We start from the raw sequence: 24,083 nt of genomic DNA, 5'->3' as shown, positions 1-24,083 counted from the left end.
AGCGGGATCTGACAGATGAGAGACATGACGCGCGGCGAGGGGCTGGTCATCGGCATCCTTGCTGCGCTGATCACAATCGTGGCGGTGTTCTGGTCTTCCGGAGCACCGCTGTGGATCGGCTGGCGGGTCTATTCCGAACAGGTGTTGATCGTCGCGCTGACGCTGGCCATGGCGGTGGCCTATCTCACCTCCGGGTCAGGTCCTCGTGCCGTGTCCATAGCAGCCGCGGTTGCCTCACTCGGGTTCGGAGCCTGGCTTGCGGTGCGGTTTCCAACCCTGTCAGAGAACGTCTTTTATCATCCCACCGAAGCTCTGATCGTATCCGTCATCGGGTTTGTCCTGATCATCGAGGCCGTCCGGCGCACCATGGGGTGGAGCCTGATCGTCATTCTTGGCGCGGTTTGCCTTTACGCGCTGTTTTCCAGCAATTTTTCAGGCCCGCTGCAAAGCCGATCGATAGCGCCGGACCGCCTGCTGACCTTCCTGATGCTGGACAGCGCCTCTCTGGCGGGGGCGGCCTTGTCGATTGCCGTGGCCGTGGTTGTGCCCTTCCTGATCCTGTCGCAACTGTTGTTGGCGACGGGCGGGTCGGCGTTTTTCTCTGACCTTTCCCTGGCTCTGGCCGGTCGCAAACGCGGAGGCGCGGGCAAGATTGCCATTCTGGGGTCGGCTTTCTTTGGCTCGGTCTCGGGGAGTGCGGTGTCCAACGTGGCCTCGACCGGCGCGATCACCATCCCCATGATGAAGAACGGAGGCTACAAGGCCAAGACCGCGGGCGCGATCGAAGCGGCGGCCTCTACCGGTGGCCAACTGATGCCACCCATCATGGGCGCGGCGGCCTTCCTTTTGGCCGAGAACCTGCAAGCCAGCTATGTCGATGTGATGCTTGCGGCCCTGATCCCGTCGATCCTCTATTACTTCAGCCTGTTCGTTTTCGCCGATCTCGAAGCGGGGCGCTTGAACATCGCGCGGGTGGATGAAGCGCAGATTCCACCGCTGGGCGCGGTCATGCGCAAAGGCTGGTTCATTTTCATGCCCTTCATCGTGCTGCTGGTGGGGCTGTTCAGTTTCAACCTCAGGCCCGAGACGGCGGCGCTTTTGTCAATCGTCGTCCTGTTGGTCTTGTCGCTGTTCCAGACATATGACGGGCGCAAGGTATCGCCATCGGTTATGATCGAGGTGATGATTTCAGCGGGCCGCGCGGCGGTCGAGATCATCCTGATCTGTGCGATTGCGGGCATGATCATCGGCCTCGTGGCGCGCTCGGGCCTGTCTTTCGGACTGGGGTTCTTCCTTGTGCAACTGGGACAGTCCAGCCTGTTGCTGTTGCTGATCGTGACGGCACTGGTGTGTATCGTGATGGGCATGGGCCTGCCAACGGTTGGCGTCTATCTGCTGTTGGCCTCATTGGCGGCACCGCCCTTGGTCGAACTGGGCCTGACGCCGATGTCGGCGCATCTTTTCGTGCTGTATTTCGGAATGTTGTCCATGCTGACGCCCCCTGTGGCCATCGCCGCCTTTGTGGCGGCCAACATGGCCAAGGCACCGCCCATGGCCACGGGGCTTGAGGCCGTGCGTATTGCCTGGCCGGCCTATCTCATTCCGTTCTTCTTCGCGGTCTCGCCGGCATTGCTGTTTGACGCAGAGGGATGGGTAATTGCCCTCACGGCGGTGAAGGCGCTTGTTGGTGTCTATGTGGTCACGGCCGGGATCGTCGGCTTTTTCGTACGTTCCCTTGAAATCCATGAGCGCGTCCTGCTTGGCGCATGCGGTTTCGCGATCCTGTGCCCCTGGGACGCCTTCAGCGCAGGTATCTGGCTGAACGCGGCAGGGGTCGCGGGTGTTCTGGGCTTCTGGATGATGGGCGTGCGCAAACCCGCCTGATGGCATCACCCTGCGCAGGGTGATGCATCAGTCCGCTCGGGCAATGGCAAGCGCGGCTTTGTCGAAGCTATTCGGCGGCCTCGGAATAGCTGTCCATGGGCGGGCATGTGCAGCTGAGATTTCGGTCGCCCCAGACGTTGTCCACGCGGTTGACCGGAGGCCAGTATTTGTCCACGCGAAACGCGCCCGGAGGAAAACAACCGGTTTCGCGCGAGTAAGGGCGATCCCAGTCCTTCACCAGATCTTCCATCGTATGTGGTGCGTTTTTCAGCGGGTTGTTGAGAGGATCAATCTCGCCCGCTTCGATCTGGGCAATCTCGGCACGAATGGCCAGCATGGCCTCGCAGAAACGGTCAAGCTCGGCCTTGGTCTCGGATTCGGTGGGTTCGATCATCAGGGTGCCTGCAACCGGCCAGCTCATCGTTGGCGCATGAAAGCCGCAGTCCATCAGCCTCTTGGCGATGTCATCCACCGTGACATGGGCGCTTTCTGCAAAGGGGCGCGTGTCGATGATACACTCATGTGCGACGCGCCCAGTCGGGCCCTTGTACAAGACCTCGAATGCCCCTTCGAGCCGTTTGGCAATGTAGTTGGCATTCAAGATCGCGACCCGGGTGGCCTGGGTGAGGCCATCGCCCCCCATCATCAGGCAATAGGCCCAGGAGATCGGCAGCAGGGAGGGAGAGCCGAAGGGGGCCGCCGACACCGCGCCTTCGCCCGAGTTCGGATCACCCGGCAGGTGCGGGATCAGGTGGTCCTTGACGCCAATCGGTCCCATGCCGGGACCACCACCGCCGTGGGGGATGCAGAAGGTTTTGTGCAGGTTGAGGTGGGTGACGTCACCGCCAAGGTCTCCGGGGCGCGACAGTCCGACCATCGCGTTCATGTTGGCCCCGTCAATATAGACCTGACCGCCAAGGTCGTGGACGATCTTGCAGACCTCGATCACGGTTTCCTCGAACACACCGTGGGTAGAGGGGTAGGTGATCATGCAACCGGCAAGATTTTCGGCGTTCTCTTGTGCCTTGGCCTTGAAATCCTCGACATCAATATCCCCGTTGGCGGCGGATTTCACCGCAACCACCTTCCAGCCGACCATATGTGCCGAGGCGGGATTGGTTCCATGGGCAGACATCGGGATCAGGCAGACATTGCGATGAGCCTGACCATTCGCACGGTGATACCCGGCAATGGTCAGAAGGCCGGCATACTCGCCCTGCGCACCCGAGTTGGGCTGCATCGAGATCGCGTCATATCCGGTGATGTCGCACAGCTTGGACGAGAGATCGTCGATCATCTCCATGTATCCCGCCGCTTGATCGCGCGGGATGTAGGGGTGGAGCAGCGAGAATTCGTCCCAGCTTACCGGCATCATTTCCGCGGCCGAATTCAGCTTCATCGTGCATGACCCAAGGGGGATCATCGCGCGGTCCAGCGCCAGGTCACGGTCCGCCAGACGGCGCATATAGCGCATCATTTCGGTCTCGGCGCGGTTCATGTGGAACACGGGGTGCGTGAGGTAGTCCGTGGTCCGGATCAGTTTATCCGGCATCTGATAATGCGGGGTATAGTCCTTGTCCTTGCGGGTGATGCCAAAGGCGCGCCAGACCGCTTCGATGGTGGCCGGGCGGGTGCGTTCATCAAGCGTTATGCCAACCTGGCTGGTGCCGACCTTGCGCAGGTTGATGCCTTCTTCAACGGCTGATTTCATGACGGCTGCCTGTAGCGGGCCGACCTCGACGGTGATCGTGTCAAAGAAGGTTGCCGGGCGCACGTCGAAACCTGCGGCCTTTATCCCCTCTGCAAGGCGCGCGGTCTTGCGGTGTATCCGCTGAGCGATTGCGCGCAGGCCGTGCGGCCCATGAAACACCGCGTAAAACCCCGCCATGACCGCCAGCAGGGCCTGTGCGGTACAGACGTTCGAGGTGGCCTTTTCCCGGCGAATATGTTGTTCGCGGGTTTGAAGCGACAAGCGGTAGGCGCGGTTGCCGTGGCTGTCGATGGAGACGCCGACGATCCGACCCGGCATGGATCGGGCATATGCCTGCCGGGTGGCCATATATGCGGCATGCGGGCCTCCGAACCCGACGGGCACGCCGAAGCGCTGCGTGCTGCCCACGGCGATATCGGCACCCATTGCACCGGGTTCTTTCAGCAGCGTAAGCGACAGTGGATCGGCGGCGATGATGCCGATTGCCTGCGCCTCGTGCAGTTTGGCAATCTGCGGCGTGAAGTCCCGCAAGTGCCCATAGGTGCCGGGATACTGAAAGATCGCCCCGAACACGCGGCTGGCGTCCAGATCATCGGGGTTGCCCAGGATGATCTCGATGCCCAGGGGGGCTGCCCGGGTTTTCATGACGGCGATGTTCTGCGGGTGGCAGTTTTCGTCGACGAAGAACCCCTGAACCTTGGTCTTGGCCACACGCTGCGCCATCGTCATGGCTTCGGCACAGGCGGTCGCCTCGTCCAGAAGCGAGGCATTGGCGATGTCCAGCCCGGTCAGGTCCGACACCATCGTCTGGAAATTCAGCAAGGCTTCAAGCCGGCCTTGGGAGATTTCGGGCTGATAGGGCGTGTAGGCGGTATACCAGGCCGGGTTTTCAAAGATGTTGCGCTGAATTGCGGGTGGCGTGACCGTCCCGTGATACCCTTGCCCGATCAGGGAGGTCAGCACCTTGTTCTTGGATGCCGTGACCTTCATGTGATGGAGCAACTCGCGCTCGGACAAGGGTTTTCCGAAGTCGAGCGGTTCTGCCTGCCTGATTTTCGCAGGCAGGGTATCGGTGATCAGCGCATCAAGATCCGGTGCCCCCACAACGTTCAGCATCTGCTCCATTTCGGCGGGGGATGGCCCGATGTGACGGCGGTTGGCAAAGTCATAAGGCAGGTAGTCTGTGGGGGTGAAGGGCATCGGTGGCTCCGGTTTTCAGGCGATCAAAGCGTTATAGGCGTCTTCGTCCATATAGGCGTCCATCTGAGACGGATCGGACGGCTTGATCTTGAAGAACCAGCCCGCGCCCGTCGCATCTTCGTTGGCCAATGCGGGTGTTTCGCCAAGTGCATCGTTGACTGCGACGATTTCGCCATCCAGCGGAGCCAGAATATCTGACGCGGCCTTGACGCTCTCGATCACGACGACTTCGTCATCTTTTGCCACGATAGCACCAACCTCGGGCAATTCGACGAACACGATATCGCCCAGTTTAGTGGTGGCGTGCTCGGTGATGCCGACGACGACGATATCATCCTCCATGCGAAGCCATTCATGCAGTTCAGTGTATTTGATCAGGGCTCTCCGTTGTTGAGCGGTTGTTCAGCGTTTGAATCTTGCTGGGGTGAAGGGAAGGGGGGTTACCCTCAGCGGCAGGCGTTTGCCTCTGAGTTCACCATAAACCGTGGCGCCGTTTGCGGCGATCGCGCCTGGCAGATATCCCATGGCGATCGGGCCGCCCACGGTGGGGCCAAAGCCGCCCGAGGTGATTGCTCCGATGGGGGTGGTATCGTCCTCGTTGGCAAACAGAACCACGCCCTCGCGCATGGGCGCGCGCCCCTCAGGCAACAGACCGACGCGCTTGCGATCCGCGCCGTTGGTCAACTCGGGCAAGATCACTGCCGCACCGGGAAAGCCACCTGCGCGCGCACCATCAGCGCGCCGAACTTTCTGAATTGCCCAGTTCAGGGCGGCTTGGGTCGGTGTGGTCTGGCTGTCGATATCGTGCCCGTAAAGGCACAGCCCGCTTTCCAAACGCAAGCTGTCGCGCGCACCAAGGCCAATCGGCATCACATCGGGATGGGCAAGCAATGCCATCGCCAGAGCGCTGGCCTGTGCTGCGGGAACCGAGATTTCATAGCCATCCTCACCGGTGTATCCAGAGCGTGACACCCAGCATGTGGCTCCGTTCAGAACCAGCGTGGCCACATCCATGAAGCGCATGTTCGCTGCAGCCGGGTCGAGAGCTGCAAGAACGGCCTCGGACGCCGGCCCTTGCAGCGCAAGCAGGGCGCGATCGGTGATTTCGCTGATCTCGACGCCCTTCAGATGCGCCTTCATATGGGCGATGTCGGCGGCCTTGCATGCTGCGTTCACAACAAGAAAAACATGATCCCCCCGATTTGCCAGCATCAGATCGTCGATGATGCCGCCCGCATCATTGGTGAAAAAGCCATAGCGCTGCCGGTTGGGCTCAAGCCCCAGAATATCGACGGGAATCAGGGTCTCGAGGGCGGTTGCGGCCGTGGCGTAATCCTGCGCCTTGACGATCACTTGGCCCATGTGGCTGACATCAAAAAGCCCTGCCTTGTCGCGCGTGTGCACGTGTTCCTTCATCACCCCCATCGGATATTGAACCGGCATGGCATAGCCGGCAAACGGCACCATTTTGGCACCAAGCTCGATATGCAGGTCATGAAGCGGAGTGTGCAGTAGCTCGGACATCAGCAGCCTTCTTTGACTTTGGGCCACTCAGATATTTTACTATCGTCCGGCACCACGTGAACACAAAGGCCTGAGCCCTCGCGTGTGATGCCCCCTCTGTCCGTGTGCCTGAGATTGCTATCCCTTCGGCGGGCACCTGTGCGTGCCTCTCTCCAGAGTTTTGTACCGACAGCGGTCCGTTTGCCTGAGAGTTTCCGGGGCGGTTGCTCCTTCGGCACCAGTTTTCTGGCTCTCCCGACGTCGATTATGCGGCGACATTGCCCTACCGGAAAATGGCACGCAAGATGTTTTCAGGCCTGCCCGGTCAATTCGGCCGGAACCGAACCCATGAACCGGAGCAGACCTGTCACCACCATGTATCGACTATGCGCTCAAGATCGGGCATGCGCGCGGTTTTTCGCAAATACGCTGGATCACAAGGAAGTCACCTTTGGGTCGGAAAATGCGGCAAGGTTCAAACGAGCCAGTCTTGACGCCTACATACCTATGAAATAATAGGTGTCTCTGTTGCGCGGGCGTTGTGTAATGGTAAGACCTCAGCCTTCCAAGCTGATGATGCGGGTTCGATTCCCGCCGCCCGCTCCACAAGTTTTCCGTCCACATGGCAAATGCAAATGACAGAGCGCTTGTCGTCTGACTGCGGGGCGGGAAATACCCAATCCGAACATGCGGTATCGCGTTCTGGCTGCAAGGCGCGGGCGGGTCTTTTGCTGCGCTGTGCAGCCCAGATGATGCAGGTCGGATTGCCAAACCATGACAGGCGCGATCAGGGCGCGGCAACTGGCCGCTTGACCATCTGTGGCCTGACCGTCAGAAAACGTTAACTTACATGCAGGTTTTCTGGCCCATGCGCCAAAGCCGCCCAGACGTTAAAGAACCCGAATGGCCCGAATGGATACCGCCGCGCCGCCCGTGCAAAATGGCGACGAAGAGCGAGAAAAATCAAAGAACATGCGCGCATTGTCCGCGCTCTGGCCTTTCGTGGCACCCTATCGGCTTTTGATGGGGGCGGCGATTGCTGCGCTTGTGCTGACGGCCTTCGTGTCGCTGACATTGCCCCTGGCCGTGCGCCGTGTGGTCGATAACTTCGAGGTCGAGAATACTGCAACGCTTGATCTCTATTTCGCAGCGGCCCTTGGCATTGCGGCACTGCTGGCGATCGGGACCGGCCTGAGATACGCGCTGGTGACGCGTCTGGGCGAACGGGTTGTGGCCGATATCCGCACTGCCGTCTTTGGCCGCGTCATCGGCATGAGCCCCGCGTTTTATGAGCGGATCATGACGGGCGAGGTGCTCAGCCGGATCACCACGGATACCGCGCTGATCCTGTCGGTTCTGGGCTCATCTGTCTCGATTGCCCTGCGCAATCTGCTGATCTTTGTGGGCGGGCTTGCGCTCATGCTGCTGACATCGGCCAAGCTGACTGGTCTTGCGCTGCTGCTGGTGCCTGCGGTGATCGTGCCCATTCTGGTGTTGGGGCGACGCCTGCGTGTTCTCAGCCGGGAAAATCAGGACTGGATCGCGGCCTCATCCGGCAATGCCTCGGAGGCGCTGAGCGCGGTGCAGACCGTTCAGGCCTTTACCCATGAAGTCGAAAATCGCGCGGCCTTCAGCGATGTTACCGAGCGCAGCTTTGATGCCGCCCGCCGTCGCATCTGGACGCGCGCCGTGATGACCGTGATCGTGATCTTCCTGGTGTTCACGGGGATCGTCGGAATCCTCTGGATCGGTGCGAACACGGTACGCTCGGGCGAGATGACCGTGGGCACGCTGGTGCAGTTCGTCATCTATTCGGTGATGGTCGCGGGCTCTGTCGCGGCCCTGTCGGAAATCTGGGGAGAGTTGCAGCGCGCGGCCGGTGCGACCGAACGATTGGTCGAGTTGCTGGAAAGCATTGATACGGTCAAGGATCCTGCGGCACCCGTGCCGGTCCAGAACACGGTGCGCGGGGCGATCGCATTTGAGGATGTGACCTTCCGCTATCCATCGCGCCCCAAGGTTGCGGCACTTGATCATGTTTCTCTGACCATCGAACCGGGTGAGACGGTGGCTTTCGTTGGCCCTTCCGGAGCGGGAAAGACGACCATCATTCAAATGATCCTGCGGTTTTATGATCCCGTCGAGGGGCGCATCCTTCTGGATGGAATCGATCTGGCGGATATGGAGCGCAATGCGTTTCGCCGTCATATCGCGCTTGTCCCCCAGGACCCGGTGATCTTTGCCACCTCAGCGCGCGAGAACATCCGCTTTGGGCGCCCGGATGCCAGCGACGCCGATGTGGAAGCCGCCGCGCGCGCGGCCGCCGCGCATGAATTCATCGCGGCCTTGCCCGAGGGCTATGACAGCTATCTGGGCGAACGTGGCGTCATGCTGTCGGGCGGGCAGAAACAACGCATCGCAATCGCACGCGCCATCTTGCGCGACGCGCCAGTATTGTTGCTTGATGAAGCGACAAGCGCGCTGGACGCGGAAAGCGAACGCGCCGTCCAACACGCGGTGGATGATCTCAGCGAGGGGCGCACCACGTTGATCGTGGCGCATCGTCTGGCCACCGTGAAAAAAGCCGACCGGATCGTGGTGCTGGATCAGGGCCGGGTCGTTGCTACGGGCAGTCATGATGCGCTGGTGGCCGAAGGCGGGCTTTACGCACGTCTTGCGCGGCTTCAGTTCACGGATGGCATCGCGGCCGAATAAAGCCGGCGCGCCCCGTTCCGCCGGCTTGTGAGCCTTATCTGAACGCTTGCGTTGCGCGGTCTTTTGCGCCCATTTTGACATATACAAAGAAACAACCCGACCAAATCGGGTGCTCAGGGAGGACGTCGTCATGGCCTATTCAGGTCTTCCGGACAAAAGACGCATAGAAAGCGAAATGCCCTGGGAGGATCGCCCGGTTGCCAGAACGCTCTATGCTCAGATCACCCAGACGGCAGGAAAGTTCCAGCATCACAACGCGGTCAGCTATCAGATTTTTTCCGGCATTACGGACAAGGCCGAAACGCTCAGTTGGGGGCAGGTGAAGGATCAGGTCACCCAGGCCGCCAACCTGTTTCGCGCGCTTGGCGTGGGGGAAAAGGACGTGGTTGCCTATGTCCTGCCCAATTGCAACGAGGCGGTCGTGACCCTTCTGGGGGCCGCTGTGGCGGGCATTGCCAATCCGATCAACCCATTGCTGGAACCTGAACAGATCGCCTCGATCCTGCGTGAGACCAACGCCAAGGTGGTCGTCACCTTGCGCCCGTTCCCCAAAACCGATGTCGCCCAGAAAGTCGCCGAAGCGGTGCGTCATGCGCCCAATGTGCAAACCGTGCTCGAAGTCGATCTGGTGCGCTATCTGACCGGAGCCAAACGACTGATCGTTCCGATGATCCGTCCCAAACTCAGCGGCCCGCGTCACGCCGATTACAGGAGTTTCGGCCATGAGATGGCCAAACAGCCCAGGACACTGACCTTTGCGGATGCAACGCAAGACCGCGTGGCCTGCTACTTTCATACCGGTGGAACCACCGGCATGCCCAAAGTGGCCCAACACACCTATTCGGGCCTGATCTACAATGGCTGGCTGGGCCAGGAACTGCTTTTGAACGAAGACGACAACATCATGTGCCCGCTGCCCTTGTTCCATGTGTTTGCGTGCCATGTGATCCTGATGGCGGCGATCTGCTCGGGTGCACATGTCGTGTTTCCAACGCCCCAGGGGTATCGGGGTGAGGGTGTGTTCGACAATTTCTGGAAGCTCTGCGAGCGCTGGAAAATCACCTTCATCATCACGGTGCCCACCGCCATTGCAGCCAAGATGCAGCGCCCGGTGGATGCCGATGTCTCGACGGTGCGACGCGCCTTCTCCGGGTCGGCCCCGCTGCCACTCGAACTGTATCGCCGCTTTGAACAGGCCGCCGGGATCGATATCAACGAAGGCTATGGGCTGACAGAGGCGACCTGCCTTGTGTCCGCCAACCCGGTGGATGGTGAAAAGAAGGTCGGCTCGGTCGGAATTCCGTTTCCCTATACGGATGTGAAAATCATCAACCCGTCCGCCCAGGGCCCGATCGAGGCCGCAACGGACGAAGTGGGCGAAATCTGCGTATCCAACCCGGGCGTCTATGTCGGCAACACCTACACAGAGGCCGACAAGAACAAGGATCTCTATCACGGCACCTATCTGCGTACGGGCGATTTGGGTCGCATGGATGCGGATGGCTATCTCTGGATCACCGGGCGCGCCAAAGACCTGATCATTCGCGGTGGCCACAACATCGATCCGGCCGAGATCGAAGAGGCGCTACTGGGCCACCCGGCGGTGGCGTTTGCCGGCGCGATCGGCCAGCCGGATGCGCATTCCGGCGAAGTCCCATGCGTCTTCGTCGAACTGGTGGACCGGGCGCAGGCCGACCCCGACGAGCTGCTGGCCTATTGCAAGACCCATGTCCACGAACGCGCCGCCCATCCCAAGCACCTTGAGATCCTGAGCGAATTGCCAAAGACGGCTGTGGGCAAGGTGTTCAAACCTGATCTTCGCAAAAGCGCGATCACGCGCATTTACAACGAGGCTCTGGAGAAAAAGAACTTGCAGGCGCGCGTCGTCGGGGTTCTGGATGACAAAAAGCGCGGGCTCGTGGCCCGGCTTGAACGCAATGGAGCAGATGAGGCCGAGGTGGCCGATGTGCTTGCAGCCTACATCCGGCCCTGGGAATGGGAGACATGAGCAAGATGGATTACGCCTCGGTGCTTGATGACGAGGTCCGCGCCTTCATTGCGCGCACCGAGGACTTCTATCCGCCAGATGCCATAGGGCTTTCGATCCAAGGGCAGCGCGAGGTCTACAACGCGCTGTGTCGCGCATTTGATCAGGGCCGTCCCGACGGCGTCAGCGTCCATGACACATCTGCCAACGGCGTGCCTGTGCGCATCTATCAGGCCGGCACGCCCACAGTCACCGTTGTCTATGCCCATGGCGGGGGCTTTGTCGTCGGTGGGCTCGAAAGCCATGACAGTATCTGCGCCGAAATCTGCGCCGGAACGGGCTACCGGGTTGTGGCCATCGATTATCGCCTTGCACCGGAACATCCCCACCCGGCGGCCTTTGAGGATTGCAAGGCAGCCACCCTCTGGGTGCTCGATCAATTCGAGGGCTGCATCGTTTTGGTTGGCGACAGCGCCGGGGGAACGCTGATGGCCTCTGTCACCCATGCACTGCGCAGATCGACGGACCGGATCTGTGGTCAGTTGCTGATTTATCCGGCGGCGGGCGGCGACAGAAGCAAGGGCTCGTTTCAGAACTATGCGGACGCGCCGGGGCTGACCCTGGCCGACATCGAGTTTTACGAACAGATCCGCGCCCAGGCAGAGCCGCCGAAAAACGATCCCAGCTTCTCGCCGCTTCAGGACGATGATTTCTCAGACCTGCCGCACACGGTGATCGTCACCGCCCAGTTTGATCCGCTGGCCGATGACGGGGGGGCCTACAGGGACGCGGTGACGGGTGCGGGCGGCAAGGCGCATTGGATCAACGAAGAAGGGTTGATCCACGGCTATCTGCGCGCACGCGTCATGTCGCGGAAGGCGCGCGACAGCTTTGCGCGGATCGTGGCCGACATCCAGTGCCTGGGACAGGGCGTCTGGCCCTATGACTAGGCATATCCGCTTCTTTCTGGTCTGAAATACCCGGGGGAGTCCCGACAGGGACGGGGGCAAAGCCCCCCGGACATCACGTCAGAAAAGGCGGTGCCTTCATCGTATCAGGGATCGGCACACCCAGCCGCGACAGGATCGTGGGTGCCAGTTGCAGCTGATCGATCACCGTGTCCTGCGAGGGCCCTTCGGCGTCACCAAAGTAATAGAGGGCTGCGTCTTGTTGCAGCTCTCCGCGACCGCCGTGATGGCCACGCGCATCCTGACCGTGATCGGCTGTCACGATCACCTCATATCCCATCTGCCGCCAACGCGGAATGAAGGGTGCCAGCATCTCGTCCATAACGAAACAGGCATGATCCATCTCATGGCTTTCATGCTGAAACCGGTGGCCCATGCTGTCGAGCGTGCAGGTATGCAGCATGCCGTAATTCAATCCGAACCGCAGACAGAGATTGGTGAGAGAGCCAAACAGATCCACATCCGAAGGTGTCATCTGATTGGCCGCCCCATATCCGGTCATGGTATGAAAGCGCCCGTGATTGATCGTGTCGGAGTCCGGTTCATCATATTCGACATCACGCACGAAATCAAAAGGATGGCGGTTGAAGAACTCGGACCAGAATGAATGTGCGACCGCCCCGGTCACCCCTCCTGCGAGGCGGGTTTGCGAAAACACATCCGGTTCCTTGAGGCGAAACACATTCCCGTTTCCGGTACATCCATGCACCTGCGGAGGCACGCCTGTATGGATCGAGGCATAGCACGAGGCCGAGATCGACGGCAGCACCGCGCGATGGGTCCAGACCCGCGCATCGCCCTGTTGCACCCAGCCTTCAAGGTTGCCAAACAAACGCCGCCAGTTGCGATAGGGCACCCCATCCAGAATGATAAGCAGTAGTTTTCCTGGCATGTGACCTCTCCCCTGATATCGGCGTCATAAGATGCCGACATGATGGCTTTGGCAAGGTCTGGACTGCCCGATTGACAGGCGGATGTGACCACGGGGCACCGATACCCGGAACGCGCGCCAACACTTCGGCGTGCCTTTCATGCACGGGGTGCGCGAATGGCTGAACGCGCCTTGCATGTCACAGCGCGGCTTGCCTTGACATGCGGGCGAATTCCTTGAGGCTGACCTCCAAACGGCCATCCCGCACAGATGGCGCAAAAGGAAAACCCATATGTCCAGAGACCCCTTGCTCCAGCCGTTCCAGCTCAAACACCTGACGCTGAAAAACCGGATCATGACAACAAGCCATGAGCCGGCCTATCCCGAAGACGGCATGCCAAAGGAGCGCTACCGCGCCTATCACGAAGAGCGCGCCAGGGCCGGTGTCGCTCTGGCCATGACGGCGGGCTCGGCGGCTGTATCGCGGGACAGCCCTCCTGTGTTCAACAATGTGCTGGCCTATAAGGACGAAGTCGTTCCGTGGATCGGCGAGCTTACCGAAGCCTGCCACAGCCACGGCTGCGCGGTGATGATCCAGTTGACCCATCTTGGGCGGCGCACGGTCTGGAACAAGGGTGACTGGCTGCCGTCCGTGTCCTCCTCGCGCCACCGCGAGCCGGCCCACCGCGCCTTTCCCAAACTGATCGAGGACTGGGATATCGACCGTATCATCTCTGATTTTGCAGATGCGGCTGAACGCATGCAGGCAGGGGGCATGGATGGGATCGAACTCCAGGTCTATGGGCATCTGCTGGATCAGTTCTGGTCGCCGCTGACAAATGATCTGGTTGGCCCCTATGGAGCGGATACGCTCGAGAACCGGCTGCGATTTCCTCTGGATGTGCTGGGCGCAGTCCGCAAACGCGTCGGCTCTGAGTTCATCATCGGATTTCGCTACACGGCGGATGAGGCGCAAAAAGGCGGAATAACGGCCGAGGAGGGGATCGAGATATCCAGGACGCTTGCCGCCACCGGACAGCTCGATTTCCTCAATGTCATTCGTGGCCGTATCCATACTGACCCCGCCATGACCGATGTGATCCCCGTTCAGGGCATGCCAAGCGCTCCGCATCTGGATTTTGCCGGGGCCGTGCGCAAAGCCACGGGCATGCCGACATTTCATGCCGCGCGCATTCCCGATATCGCAACCGCGCGCCATGCGGTGGAAGCTGGACTGCTTGACATGGTTGGCATGACCCGTGCGCATATGGCCGATCCCCATATCGTGCGCAAACTCAGCGAGGGGCGCGAGGAGGATATCCGGCCCTGCGTCGGGGCCACCTATTGTCTGGACCGCATCTATCAGGGAGGAGAGGCGCTGTGCATCCATAACGCCGCCACCGGGCGCGAGTTGACGATGCCCCATGACATCCCCAGGGCTGAAGCCATGCGCAAGCTTGTGATTGTCGGCGCAGGCCCCGCCGGTCTGGAGGCGGCCCGCGTGGCCTCGGCACGCGGCCACGAAGTGGTCGTCTTCGAGGCGCAACCAGATCCGGGTGGACAGATACGCCTGACGGCACAAAACCCCAGACGGCGCGAGATGATCTCGATTGTCGATTGGCGCATGGCGCAATGTGCGGCACGTGACGTGGTGTTTCACTTCAACCTCTGGGCAGAAGCCGAGGATGTCCTTGCCGAAAACCCCGATGTGGTGATCGTCGCCACAGGCGGATTGCCGAACACCGCATTGTTCGAAACCCGCACCCAGAGCGCCCATGTGATCAGCGCCTGGGATCTGATTTCAGGCGACGTGAAACCTGCAGGCCGGGTTCTGATCTATGATGAAAGCGGTGATCACCCGGGTTTGCAGGCCGCGGAAGTGGCGGCCAACGCCGGATCGCATGTCGAAGTCATGACACCCGATCGCGTGTTTGCTCCGGACATCATGGCGATGAACCTCACCCCGTATATGCGCGCGCTACAGGACAAGGATGTGCGCTTTACGGTGACGCGGCGTCTGTTGGGGGTGGAACGCTCAGGCAACACGCTGACAGCCACGATCGGCACCGACTACAGTGATCACAGCTATGAGGCCGAGTATGATCAGGTGGTGGTGAATTACGGCACACTGCCTTTGGATGATCTCTATCATGCGCTCAAGCCGATGAGTTCCAATGGCGGTGCCGTGGACTATGACGCCTTGATCGAAGGCCAACCACAGAGCGTGTCGAGCAACGGGGCGGGCAAGTTCCAGCTGTTTCGTATCGGTGACGCCGTTTCCGCGCGCAACACCCATGCAGCGATCTATGATGCGCTGCGACTGGTCAAGGATCTGTAAGACAAGTCTGCAGACCGATGTTGCACAGCCAATCACGACCGGGTGCCCGTCTCGGGCGGAGGTGTCTTTTTGGGTATTTGAGACCAGAAAGAAACAGGATCGCATCCACTGCTTCTTCTTGCAGAAAAATACCGGCGGGGGAGGCCGCAGGCCGGGATCAGTTCCCGGCGCTTTCCATTTTGCGGTTGGCCAGAACGTTTTCCAGCCAGCCCAGCTTCATCTCGGGGACCGAACTGAGCAGGAGGTCGGTATAGTCGTCAAAAGGTGGCGTCAGCACCTCGGTCTTGGTGCCATACCGCTGGACGCGGCCCTGATACATCACCGCGATGCTATCGGCGATGGCGCGCACTGTTGCGAGGTCATGGGTGATGAACAGATAGGCCACATTCTCTATCTCTTGCAGGTTCAAAAGCAGTTTCAGGATGCCGTCTGCCACAAGCGGATCCAGCGCCGAGGTGACCTCGTCACAGATGATCATCTTTGGTTTGGCCGCCAGCGCACGTGCAATGCAGACGCGCTGCTTTTGTCCGCCTGAAAGTTCGGCGGGGTAGCGGTCCTGAAAGCCCTTCCCGAGTTCAATCTCATCCAGCAATTCCTGAATGCGCTTTTGTTTCGCCTCTCCTTTGAGATCGAAATAGAATTCGAGCGGACGTCCGATGATCGTGCCCACGGTCTGGCGCGGGTTCATGGCCGTGTCCGCCATCTGGTAGATCATCTGTAATTCGCGCAGATCTTCGCGCGGGCGGGAGGCCAGATCGGGGGTCAGTTCGCGCCCGTCAAAGGTGATCTTGCCATCGCGTGGCGGCAGCAGCCCCGTGATCACCCGTGCGAGGGTGGATTTGCCCGAGCCAGATTCTCCGACCACGGCGAGGGTCTGGCCGGGATAGAGCTCGACATTGACGTCATGGAGCACGTCAAACCCTGTCCCCCTGTAGCGCGCCGTGATGTTTTCGCATTTCAGTACAGGCTCGCCCGCGGGCTTTTTCTCGGGGTGATCGATCGAGCGCACCGAGACCAGGGCTTGTGGGTATTCTTCCTGCGGATGATTGATGATCTGATCGACGGTGCCGTATTCGACCATGTTGCCCATCCGCAGCACCATGATTTCATCGCTGACCTGGGCCACAACCGCCAGATCGTGGGTGATGTAGAGCGCAGCCACGCCCGTGTCGCGGATCGCGTCCTTGATCGCGGCCAGGACGTCGATCTGGGTGGTCACATCCAGCGCCGTGGTCGGTTCGTCAAAAACCACCAGATCGGGTTCAGGACACAGGGCCAGCGCCGTCATGCAGCGTTGCAACTGCCCCCCTGACACCTGGTGAGGGTAACGTTTGCCGATGTTTTCAGGATCAGGCAGGCCAAGTTTTCCGAACAATTCGATGGCGCGGTTTTCTGCGTCCTTCCTTGAGAACTTGCCCTGGCCGATTGCGGCCTCGGTCACCTGTTCCATGATCTGCTTGGCCGGGTTGAAGCTGGCTGCGGCCGATTGCGAGACATAGGTAACCTCGGCACCGCGCAAGCGACGCACATCACGCAGGCTGGATTTGAGCACATCGCGGCCATTCACCCAGATTTCACCACCGGTAATTTCCACACCGCCCCGGCCATAGGCCATGGACGCCAGTCCGATCGTGGACTTGCCCGCTCCGGATTCGCCGATCAGACCCAGGACCTTGCCTGGCAGAAGATCGAAATCCACACCATGTACGATCTCGATGTCGTGGGGTTTTGCTCCGGGTGGATAGACGGTCGCCCCGATCTTGAGACCGCGGACTTTCAGAAGTGGTTCGCTCATCCCCGGCCTCCTTTCAGCGATGTGGTCCGGCTGAGCACCCAGTCGGCCACGAGGTTCACCGAGATGGCGAGGATAGCGATGGTGATCGCCGGATAAAGGGCCGCGCCGATGCCATAGGTCAGACCTTCGGCATTCTCGCGCACGATGCCACCCAGATCCGCCTGCGGCGGCTGGATGCCCAGACCCAGGAAAGACAGGGTCGACACGAAAAGCACCATGAAGATAAAGCGCAGGCCCATTTCCGCGACCAGCGGCGACAGCGCGTTGGGCAGGATTTCCCGGAAGATGATCCAGCCCCGACCCTCGCCGCGCAGCTTGGCGGCTTCGACGTAATCCATCACGTTGATATCCACCGCGACCGCGCGCGCCAGACGATAGACACGTGTGGCATCCAGAAAGCCCATTACCAGGATCAGAACGGCAATTGTGATCGGGGTGATCGACAGGATCACCAGCGCAAAGATCAGCGACGGGATCGACATGATCAGATCGACAAAGCGCGACAGCGCCTGATCGACCCAGCCGCCCATCACAGCCGCCAGAAAGCCTAAGATCGCCCCGGTGGTAAAGCTGAGGATCGTCGCCAGCGTGGCAATCCAGATCGTCGTGCGCAGGCCATAGATCATACGGCTGAGCAGATCGCGCCCGATGCCGTCCGTGCCGAACAGAAACTCGGGTGTCGACGGCTCCCAGAACCCGTTCGAAACAACTTCGTCATAGCCATACGGCGCAATCAGCGGCGCGAAGATCGCGACCAGAAAGAACAATGCGGTGAAAAACAGACCCAGCATTGCAGCGAAGGGGATGCGAATGAACATGCTATCTCTCCCTTCCTATTTCGGATGCCGCAGGCGCGGGTTGGTCAGGATCGACACCACATCGGCCACAAGGTTCAGGCCGATATAAATCGCGGCGAAGATCATGCCGCAGGCCTGCACCACGGGGATATCGCGTTTGGTGACATGGTCGACCAGGTACTGCCCCATGCCGGGATAGACGAACACCACCTCGACGACGACAACCCCGACCACCAGATAGGCCAGGTTCAGCATCACGACGTTTACCACCGGCGCGATGGCGTTGGGAAAGGCGTGTTTGCGGATGACCGAAAACGTGCTGAGCCCCTTCAGTTCGGCGGTTTCGATATAGGCTGATTGCATCACGTTCAGGATCGCCGCACGGGTCATGCGCATCATATGCGCCAGAACCACCAGCGTCAGCACGATCACCGGCAGGGCGATGGATTCAAGCCGTGTGAAAAAGTCAGCGTCGGGCCGGAACCCCACGGCGGTGGGCGAGAACCAGCGCAGCTGGACGCCCAGAATAAACATCAGGATATAGCCCAGCACGAATTCCGGCATCGAAATCGTTGTCAGCGTAGAGGCCGAGATCATCTTGTCGGGCCAGCGCTCCTGATAGCGCACGGCCAGCAGGCCCAGGAAGATCGCCAGAGGCACAGCGATGATGGCGGCGCAGCTTGCCAGAAACAGCGTGTTGGCGAACCGGCGGCCCACGGCTTCGTTGATCGACTGGCCAGAGGTCAGGGCAGTGCCCAGATCACCCGTCAAAAGCCCACCCAGCCAGTTGAAATAGCGGGTCACCGGCGGATCGTTCACGCCCAATTCCGCCCGCAGGTTGGCAAGGGCTTCGGGGGTGGCGGATTGTCCGAGGATCTGTTGTGCAACGTCGCCCGGCAAGAGCATGGTGCCAACGAAGATCACGATCGAGACGAAAAAAAGCAGAAGAAGGCCCAGCGATATTCGCTGGGCCAGAAGTTTTGCAATCGGGCCCACGGATCAGGCTTTCACCCACATACGCAATGGGGCGTAGGAGTTCATCAGCGCAAAGCCGTTGACCCCTTCGACCCATCCGTCGACCTTGTCGCCGTAGGCGTCGATGAAGTCGTTGAACATCGGGCAGATCAGGCCGCCTTCGTCGCGCAGCATCGTGCCCATGTCGGCGTACATCTGCTTGCGTGTGGCTTGGTCCAGTTCAGCGCGCGCCTGTACGAGCAATTGGTCGAACTGCGCATTGTTGAACTTGGTATCGTTCCAGTCCGCGGTCGACAGGTATGCGGTCGAGAACATCTGGTCCTGTGTCGGACGGCCGCCCCAGTAGGACGTGCAGAAGGGCTGCACGTTCCAGACCTCGGACCAGTAGCCGTCATTGGGCTCGCGCTTGATCTCGAGCTCGATACCGGCGCTGGCCAGCGACTGCTGGAACAGGGCGGATGCATCCGGTGCGCCCGGGAAGGAGTTGTCCGAGGTGCGCAGCAGGATGGAGCCGGAGTGACCGGATTTTTCGTAGTGGAACTTCGCCTTGTCTGGATCGAAATCGCGCTGCTCGAACTCCGTATACAACGGGTAGGAGGAGTTGATCGGCGTGTCATTCCCGATGGAGCCATAGCCGAAGAGAATCTTGTCGACCAGTTCCTGGCGGTTGATGCCGTACTTGAGCGCAAGCCGCAGGTCGTTGTTGTCGAAGGGGGCCGTGTTCGTGTGCATGATGAACACGTAGTGGCCCGGACCGGCCGTGGATTGCACGGAGACACCGGGGGCCCGGCTGACCAATCCGGCGGTACGGGGCGGCACGCGGTCGATGATATCGACCTGACCGGATTGCAGCGCGGCCACGCGTGCGGTGTTGTCGTTGATCACGATGATCTCGATGGTTTCCGCGTTGCCCAGATCGCCCCAGTAGTTCGGGTTCTTCTCGGCCACGAAGCGGACGCCCATGTCGACGGCTTTCAGGATATACGGGCCGGTTCCGATGGCCGCATTGGGGTCATCCTTGCCCCCGTTCGGCTGGATCAACAGGTGGTAATCCGCCATGAAGTAGGGGAGGTCGGCGTTCCCGGTCTTGAGCGTCACGACCAGCGTGTCGCCTTCGGTGGACAGCGTGTCGATGTCACGCAGCAGGCCGAGGGCGCCGGATTTCGTGTCTTCGCCAGAATGACGTTCGATCGTCGCCTTGGCGTCCTCGGCGGTGACGGTCTGACCGTTCGAAAAGGTGATACCGCTGCGGATCTTGAAGCGCCAGGTCTTGGCGTCGGCAGAGCCTTCGACGCTTTCGGCCACCTTGCCTTCGATTCCGCCATCATCGGTCAATTCGACCAGCGGTTCGCCCCACATGCGTCCCACCATCAGCGGAACCTGGTTGGCGGCAGTGGCCGGGTCGAGGCTGTCTGTCGTTGCACCGCCCTGCAGGCCGATCCGAATTGTGCCGCCTTTTTGCGGTCCTGCGGCGCGGGATGCCGTGGCCAGCATTGCATTGGCCGCAACAGTCGTCACACCCAGTGCCATGGCGCGGCCGACAAATTCGCGGCGGCTCATCAGGCCAAGTGCTGCGCGGCGCGCAAGATAATTCAGTTGATCGCTCATTCTATTCTCCCGTTGAAGTTGCCCCGCGTCTCAAGCGCGGTGTTTATTGATTGTCCAGTCAAAGTTTGCGCATTTGGCCCCATCCCGCAAGAGCAAATAGCAGTTGGGCGGATCGCGACTTCATAATTGATCGCGGCTGATCTGGTCTGTGAGCTGCCTGTGATAGATGAGTTTGTCGTTTTCATAGGCGTGAAGTGTTGCACTGAGATGAAACTCGGTTGCGTCCGACCACATCTCGCATCGGGTCTCGGTGCGCAGGCGTATGTCCCCCCGTTCGATTTCGTCGCTCCAATGGCAACTGCCCCTGGCTGACAGGGGGTCATCGGGGTGAATGCTCCAGCGTTCGCGAGCGATGTTGCCTGTGACTATGCCATGATCGGCATCGCGGACCTTGCCGAAATCATCCTCAATAATCAGATGGATTTCACCGGTGACATGGTCCGTTTCGGTTCGTCTGATGTGAGTCTGGGCGCGCAGTTCCTCGGTCTGCCAAGGGGTTTCGGCATCTGGCGGGGGAAAGCTGCGCGCGCCTTGTGCGTCCGCTGCGTGCAAGGGCAGTTCAAGATGACCTTGCGTCAGGCGCAGCTGGGCCCTGGCCGGTGCGGGCCAGATCATTGGCCAATAGGCGTTCGAGATCGCGATCCGCAGGCGATGGCCCTTGGGCACGCGATAGGCGATGTGATCGAGGGGCAGCGTCACCGTCACCGTTTGTCCCACCGGCAATGGTTGGGGATCCGACGCGCTGTCCCGATGCGTCAGGTTGAGAACACCATAGGTGATGCGGCTCGATGCGCCGTCGGGATGGATGTGACTGAGCCTGACGGCGATCTGGCCCTGAGGTTTGTCTGATGTCAGCTGGAGCGTGATACGTGGCGCGCCCGCGATAGCCATGTCTGCACTCAGCGGCGCGCTGTCAAAGCAGACGGATTTGCCGTCATCGGCGCGTTGATCGCCGGGCATTTCGGGTCCAAGCCATATCGCACAGTATTCGCCCGCGTCCGCGCCGACGTCCTGAGGAGAGGCGATGAGCCTGTCCAGCGGCGTCGCAGCACCGAGCCCCTCAGCCCCCAGATGAAGGGTGTGTGTCATCGCGGGAGCCGGGCTCTGGCTGATCCAGCGGCCGGGGCGATCCGCATACCAGGTGGCAGGGCGCAGGCCGTCCATCAGATAGGTCGTGTAATCTGGATCGTTCTCGACGCCGGTATCGGCGTCTTTCAACCACCGATCCCACCATCTGAGCGCTTCCTGCAAAAAGCCGATACGAGGTTCGGGCACGGCGAAATGGGGATATTTGTGCACCCAGGGGCCTGTGATGCCCTTTGCTCCGGGGATGTTGTCAACGATCTGCGGCACGGCGTTCTTATAGGCGTCGCCCCAGCCGCCGATGGCCAGAACCTTTGCCTTGATGGCCGAGAAATCCTCGCAGACAGATCCGTGCTGCCAGTAGGCATCCCGGTGTTGATGACGCAGCCAGATGGCGGGAAGAAACGGTTCTGCCTCCAGCCGTTCGATCCACATCTCGCGCCAGTCAGGGCGCAGGGCAGGGTCGGGCGCGCGGGAAGAATAGGACCACATCGTCGCGCCCCAGCCCAGGTTTTCATTCAGCAGGCAGCCGCCCTTGTAATGGATGTCATCTGCGAACCGATCCACGGTGGAACACAGCGTGATCACTGCCCTCAGCGGATCCGGCTGCATCGCGGCAATCTGCAAACCGTTGAAGCCGCCCCAGCTAATGCCCATCATGCCCACCCGGCCCGAGCACCAGGGCTGCGCGGCCAGCCAGTTGATCACCTCGACACCGTCATCCAGCTCTTGCTGGGAATATTCATCTTCCATGACGCCATGGCTATCGCCGTTGCCGCGAATGTCGACGCGGATGCAGGCATAGCCGCGCTTGGCAAACCACGGATGGGTCAGCGCATCGCGCGCGCAGGTGCCATCGCGCTTGCGATAGGGCAGGTATTCAAGGATCGCCGGAACCGGGTCGTCCAGGGCATCAAAGGGCCTCCAGACACGGGCAGACAGGCGGGTTCCGTCCGACAGGGTGATCCCCATGTCGGGCAATTCTTCGATATCGCGGAGTGTGTTTTTCATGACGCGCACGATCAGCGTGCGCGTCCGCCTGTGTCAACTGTTCTTTGCTCGCTGGTGTGCGAGCCGCAGATCAGATCGCCAGATATTCAGCGCGCAGTTGCGCGTTTTCCAGAACCTCGGCAGCCGTGCCGTCAAAAACGATTCCGCCGGTATCAAGGATTACCGCACGGTCCGCCAGTTCCAGCGCGCGCACGGCGTTCTGTTCAACGATGATCGTTGTGATGCCCTGTTCCTTGATGTGGATCAGCGTCTTTTCGATCTCGTCCACGATCACCGGAGCCAGACCCTCATAGGGTTCATCCAGCAACAGCATCTTGATATCGCGCGCCAGTGCCCGCGCGATCGACAGCATCTGCTGCTCTCCACCGGACAGGGTCGTGCCTTCCTGGCTCTTGCGCTCGCCCAGGCGGGGGAACAGGTCATAGATCCGTTCCAGAGACCAGCCGATGGGCGGGGCAATCTGAGCCAGTTTGAGGTTCTCCTCAACCGTGAGGCCCTGGATTATGCGGCGATCTTCGGGCACGAGGCCCACGCCGACCGATGCCGCCTCATAGCTTTTCATGTTGTGCAACGGCTGGTGGTCCAGCCAGATCTCACCATGGGTGACCTGCGGGTTGTCCAGCCGGGCAATCGAGCGCAGTGTCGATGTCTTTCCCGCGCCGTTTCGTCCCAGAAGGGCAAGGATCTCACCTTCGTGCACGTTGAATGAGATGCCCTGCACGATATAGCTTTCGCCGTAATAGCTGTGCATGTCCCAGACCGAAAGAAAGGCCGGGGCGGTGCTGGCTGCATTGGCGTTCTTGGAAAATTCGGGTTTGACGTTCATGTCGTTTGTCCTTTTTCAGGCGGCGTGGCGAGGCGTGCCCCGCCGACCTTTATGCGCTTTCGCCAAGATACGCTTCGCGCACCTTCGGATGTCCCTTGATGTTTTCCGGCGTGTCTTCGACCAATGGTGTGCCTTGCGCCAGCACCGTGATCCGCTCGGCAAGGCTGAACACCACATGCATGTCGTGTTCGATGATCGCGATGGTGATATCGCGCTTTTCCTTGATTTCCTTGAGCAGGTCGATGGTGTTGTTGGTATCTGCACGCGCCATTCCGGCCGTAGGTTCATCCAGCAGCAACAGCCGAGGTTCCTGCGAGAGGCACATGCCGATCTCAAGGCGGCGTTTGTCGCCGCGCGAGAGGGAAGCGGCATGCATATGGCGCTTGTCGGCCATGTTCATGTCTTCCAGCACATGCTCGGCGCTTGCGATGATGTCCTTTTGCGAGGTCACCGAGGTGATCGCATTCAGCTCGAACGCTCCGTCACGCTTGGCAAAGCACGGGATCAACATGTTTTCCATCACCGTGAGATCGCCAAAGATCTCAGGGGTCTGGAACACGCGCGATATGCCCATCTGGTTGATCTCATGCGGTGAGCGCCCCAGGACAGACTGGCCATCAAACATCACCGATCCCGTGTCGGGTATCAGTTTGCCGACAAAGCAGTTCAGCAATGTCGATTTGCCTGCACCGTTCGGTCCGATGATCGCATGAACCGTGTTCTCGGCAATCGAGAGGTTCACGTTATCCAGCGCCTTGAGACCGCCAAAGCGCTTGGCCACGTTCTTGACTTCAAGAATTCCCATGTCGTT

The 24,083-nt window shown here is 60.4% G+C and carries 16 protein-coding genes, 1 tRNA gene and 1 riboswitch; of the genes, 6 read left to right on the top strand and 11 right to left on the bottom strand.

Annotation, left to right across the window (positions count from 1 at the left end; translation table 11 throughout):
• The first annotated feature begins 15 nt into the window (after positions 1–15).
• Positions 16–1,884: a TRAP transporter permease gene (locus tag WAO69_RS07340; protein WP_422177557.1), complete on the top strand. Its 1,869-nt coding sequence runs from the start codon at positions 16–18 to the stop codon at positions 1,882–1,884.
• A gap of 67 nt (positions 1,885–1,951) precedes the next feature.
• Here the strand turns inward: WAO69_RS07340 and gcvP are convergent, their stop codons facing one another.
• Genes gcvP through gcvT form a run of 3 tightly spaced genes read right to left on the bottom strand, consistent with a single transcriptional unit; the run spans position 1,952 to position 6,319 of the window.
• Positions 1,952–4,795: an aminomethyl-transferring glycine dehydrogenase gene (gene gcvP, locus WAO69_RS07335; RefSeq protein ID WP_422177555.1), complete on the bottom strand. Its 2,844-nt coding sequence runs from the start codon at positions 4,793–4,795 to the stop codon at positions 1,952–1,954.
• Between the two features lie 15 nt (positions 4,796–4,810).
• Complete coding sequence (gcvH, locus tag WAO69_RS07330; protein ID WP_422177674.1) at positions 4,811–5,170, bottom strand: glycine cleavage system protein GcvH; 360 nt, start codon at positions 5,168–5,170, stop codon at positions 4,811–4,813.
• 27 nt (positions 5,171–5,197) lie between these two features.
• A complete protein-coding gene (gene gcvT / locus WAO69_RS07325; protein ID WP_422177553.1) occupies positions 5,198–6,319 on the bottom strand; it encodes a glycine cleavage system aminomethyltransferase GcvT in 1,122 nt (373 codons plus the stop codon).
• Between the two features lie 162 nt (positions 6,320–6,481).
• A riboswitch (glycine riboswitch) is annotated at positions 6,482–6,566 on the bottom strand.
• A gap of 264 nt (positions 6,567–6,830) precedes the next feature.
• Here gcvT and WAO69_RS07320 point away from each other — a divergent pair.
• From WAO69_RS07320 to WAO69_RS07305, 4 genes are all read left to right on the top strand, one after another.
• Positions 6,831–6,904: transfer RNA gene (locus WAO69_RS07320), tRNA-Gly, on the top strand.
• Between the two features lie 297 nt (positions 6,905–7,201).
• The gene (locus WAO69_RS07315) at positions 7,202–9,013 is read left to right on the top strand and encodes an ABC transporter transmembrane domain-containing protein (RefSeq protein WP_422177551.1); all 1,812 of its coding nucleotides are present in this window, start codon (positions 7,202–7,204) and stop codon (positions 9,011–9,013) included.
• Between the two features lie 130 nt (positions 9,014–9,143).
• Positions 9,144–11,021: an acyl-CoA synthetase gene (locus WAO69_RS07310; protein WP_422177672.1), complete on the top strand. Its 1,878-nt coding sequence runs from the start codon at positions 9,144–9,146 to the stop codon at positions 11,019–11,021.
• The gene (locus WAO69_RS07305) at positions 11,018–11,950 is read left to right on the top strand and encodes an alpha/beta hydrolase (RefSeq protein WP_422177549.1); all 933 of its coding nucleotides are present in this window, start codon (positions 11,018–11,020) and stop codon (positions 11,948–11,950) included. Before WAO69_RS07310 ends, WAO69_RS07305 begins: the two co-directional genes overlap by 4 nt.
• Positions 11,951–12,023: 73 nt before the next feature.
• Here WAO69_RS07305 and WAO69_RS07300 read toward each other — a convergent pair whose 3' ends face one another.
• Positions 12,024–12,860: an alkaline phosphatase family protein gene (locus tag WAO69_RS07300; RefSeq protein WP_422177547.1), complete on the bottom strand. Its 837-nt coding sequence runs from the start codon at positions 12,858–12,860 to the stop codon at positions 12,024–12,026.
• Positions 12,861–13,131: 271 nt separating this feature from the next.
• Here WAO69_RS07300 and WAO69_RS07295 point away from each other — a divergent pair, with 271 nt between their 5' ends.
• Complete coding sequence (locus WAO69_RS07295) at positions 13,132–15,177, top strand: FAD-dependent oxidoreductase (protein WP_422177545.1); 2,046 nt, start codon at positions 13,132–13,134, stop codon at positions 15,175–15,177.
• Positions 15,178–15,334: 157 nt separating this feature from the next.
• Here WAO69_RS07295 and WAO69_RS07290 read toward each other — a convergent pair whose 3' ends face one another.
• The 7 genes from WAO69_RS07290 to WAO69_RS07260 all read right to left on the bottom strand — a co-directional run bounded on the left by WAO69_RS07290 (position 15,335) and on the right by WAO69_RS07260 (position 24,077).
• Positions 15,335–16,972, bottom strand: coding sequence for an ABC transporter ATP-binding protein (locus WAO69_RS07290; protein ID WP_422177543.1), 1,638 nt, complete (start codon positions 16,970–16,972; stop codon positions 15,335–15,337).
• Positions 16,969–17,790 (bottom strand): ABC transporter permease, encoded by an 822-nt coding sequence (locus WAO69_RS07285; RefSeq protein ID WP_422177541.1) that lies wholly within the window; start codon positions 17,788–17,790, stop codon positions 16,969–16,971. The genes WAO69_RS07290 and WAO69_RS07285 overlap by 4 nt, the downstream gene beginning before the upstream one ends.
• 15 nt (positions 17,791–17,805) lie before the next feature.
• Positions 17,806–18,765 carry an ABC transporter permease gene (locus WAO69_RS07280; RefSeq protein ID WP_422177539.1) on the bottom strand — a complete coding sequence of 320 codons (960 nt, stop codon included), beginning with the start codon at positions 18,763–18,765 and terminating at the stop codon, positions 17,806–17,808.
• A gap of 3 nt (positions 18,766–18,768) precedes the next feature.
• A complete protein-coding gene (locus WAO69_RS07275) occupies positions 18,769–20,352 on the bottom strand; it encodes an ABC transporter substrate-binding protein (RefSeq protein WP_422177537.1) in 1,584 nt (527 codons plus the stop codon).
• A gap of 120 nt (positions 20,353–20,472) precedes the next feature.
• On the bottom strand, positions 20,473–22,446 hold the full coding sequence (locus WAO69_RS07270; protein WP_422177535.1) for a CocE/NonD family hydrolase: 1,974 nt from the start codon (positions 22,444–22,446) through the stop codon (positions 20,473–20,475).
• A 70-nt stretch (positions 22,447–22,516) separates the two neighbouring features.
• Entirely contained in the window at positions 22,517–23,272 is a 756-nt protein-coding gene (locus WAO69_RS07265) for an ABC transporter ATP-binding protein (RefSeq protein ID WP_422177533.1), read from the bottom strand.
• Between the two features lie 49 nt (positions 23,273–23,321).
• Entirely contained in the window at positions 23,322–24,077 is a 756-nt protein-coding gene (locus tag WAO69_RS07260) for an ABC transporter ATP-binding protein (protein WP_422177531.1), read from the bottom strand.
• Between the last annotated feature and the right edge of the window lie 6 nt (positions 24,078–24,083).

This window comes from Aestuariivita sp. (assembly GCF_049276915.1).
Taxonomy (GTDB): Bacteria; Pseudomonadota; Alphaproteobacteria; order Rhodobacterales; family Rhodobacteraceae; genus Aestuariivita.
Note: the sequence above shows the minus strand (reverse complement) of the source record. Positions and strands in the feature narration are given on the sequence as shown.

Coding starts and splice junctions, on each gene's coding strand:
- WAO69_RS07295 (WP_422177545.1), top strand. CDS start 13,132: ATGTCCAGAGACCCCTTGCTCCAGCCGTTCCAGCTCAAACACCTGACG.
- WAO69_RS07275 (WP_422177537.1), bottom strand. CDS start 20,352: ATGAGCGATCAACTGAATTATCTTGCGCGCCGCGCAGCACTTGGCCTG.
- WAO69_RS07305 (WP_422177549.1), top strand. CDS start 11,018: ATGAGCAAGATGGATTACGCCTCGGTGCTTGATGACGAGGTCCGCGCC.
- WAO69_RS07270 (WP_422177535.1), bottom strand. CDS start 22,446: ATGAAAAACACACTCCGCGATATCGAAGAATTGCCCGACATGGGGATC.
- WAO69_RS07340 (WP_422177557.1), top strand. CDS start 16: ATGAGAGACATGACGCGCGGCGAGGGGCTGGTCATCGGCATCCTTGCT.
- WAO69_RS07310 (WP_422177672.1), top strand. CDS start 9,144: ATGGCCTATTCAGGTCTTCCGGACAAAAGACGCATAGAAAGCGAAATG.
- gcvT (WP_422177553.1), bottom strand. CDS start 6,319: ATGTCCGAGCTACTGCACACTCCGCTTCATGACCTGCATATCGAGCTT.
- WAO69_RS07285 (WP_422177541.1), bottom strand. CDS start 17,790: ATGTTCATTCGCATCCCCTTCGCTGCAATGCTGGGTCTGTTTTTCACC.
- WAO69_RS07315 (WP_422177551.1), top strand. CDS start 7,202: ATGGCCCGAATGGATACCGCCGCGCCGCCCGTGCAAAATGGCGACGAA.
- WAO69_RS07260 (WP_422177531.1), bottom strand. CDS start 24,077: ATGGGAATTCTTGAAGTCAAGAACGTGGCCAAGCGCTTTGGCGGTCTC.
- WAO69_RS07290 (WP_422177543.1), bottom strand. CDS start 16,972: ATGAGCGAACCACTTCTGAAAGTCCGCGGTCTCAAGATCGGGGCGACC.
- gcvP (WP_422177555.1), bottom strand. CDS start 4,795: ATGCCCTTCACCCCCACAGACTACCTGCCTTATGACTTTGCCAACCGC.
- WAO69_RS07265 (WP_422177533.1), bottom strand. CDS start 23,272: ATGAACGTCAAACCCGAATTTTCCAAGAACGCCAATGCAGCCAGCACC.
- WAO69_RS07300 (WP_422177547.1), bottom strand. CDS start 12,860: ATGCCAGGAAAACTACTGCTTATCATTCTGGATGGGGTGCCCTATCGC.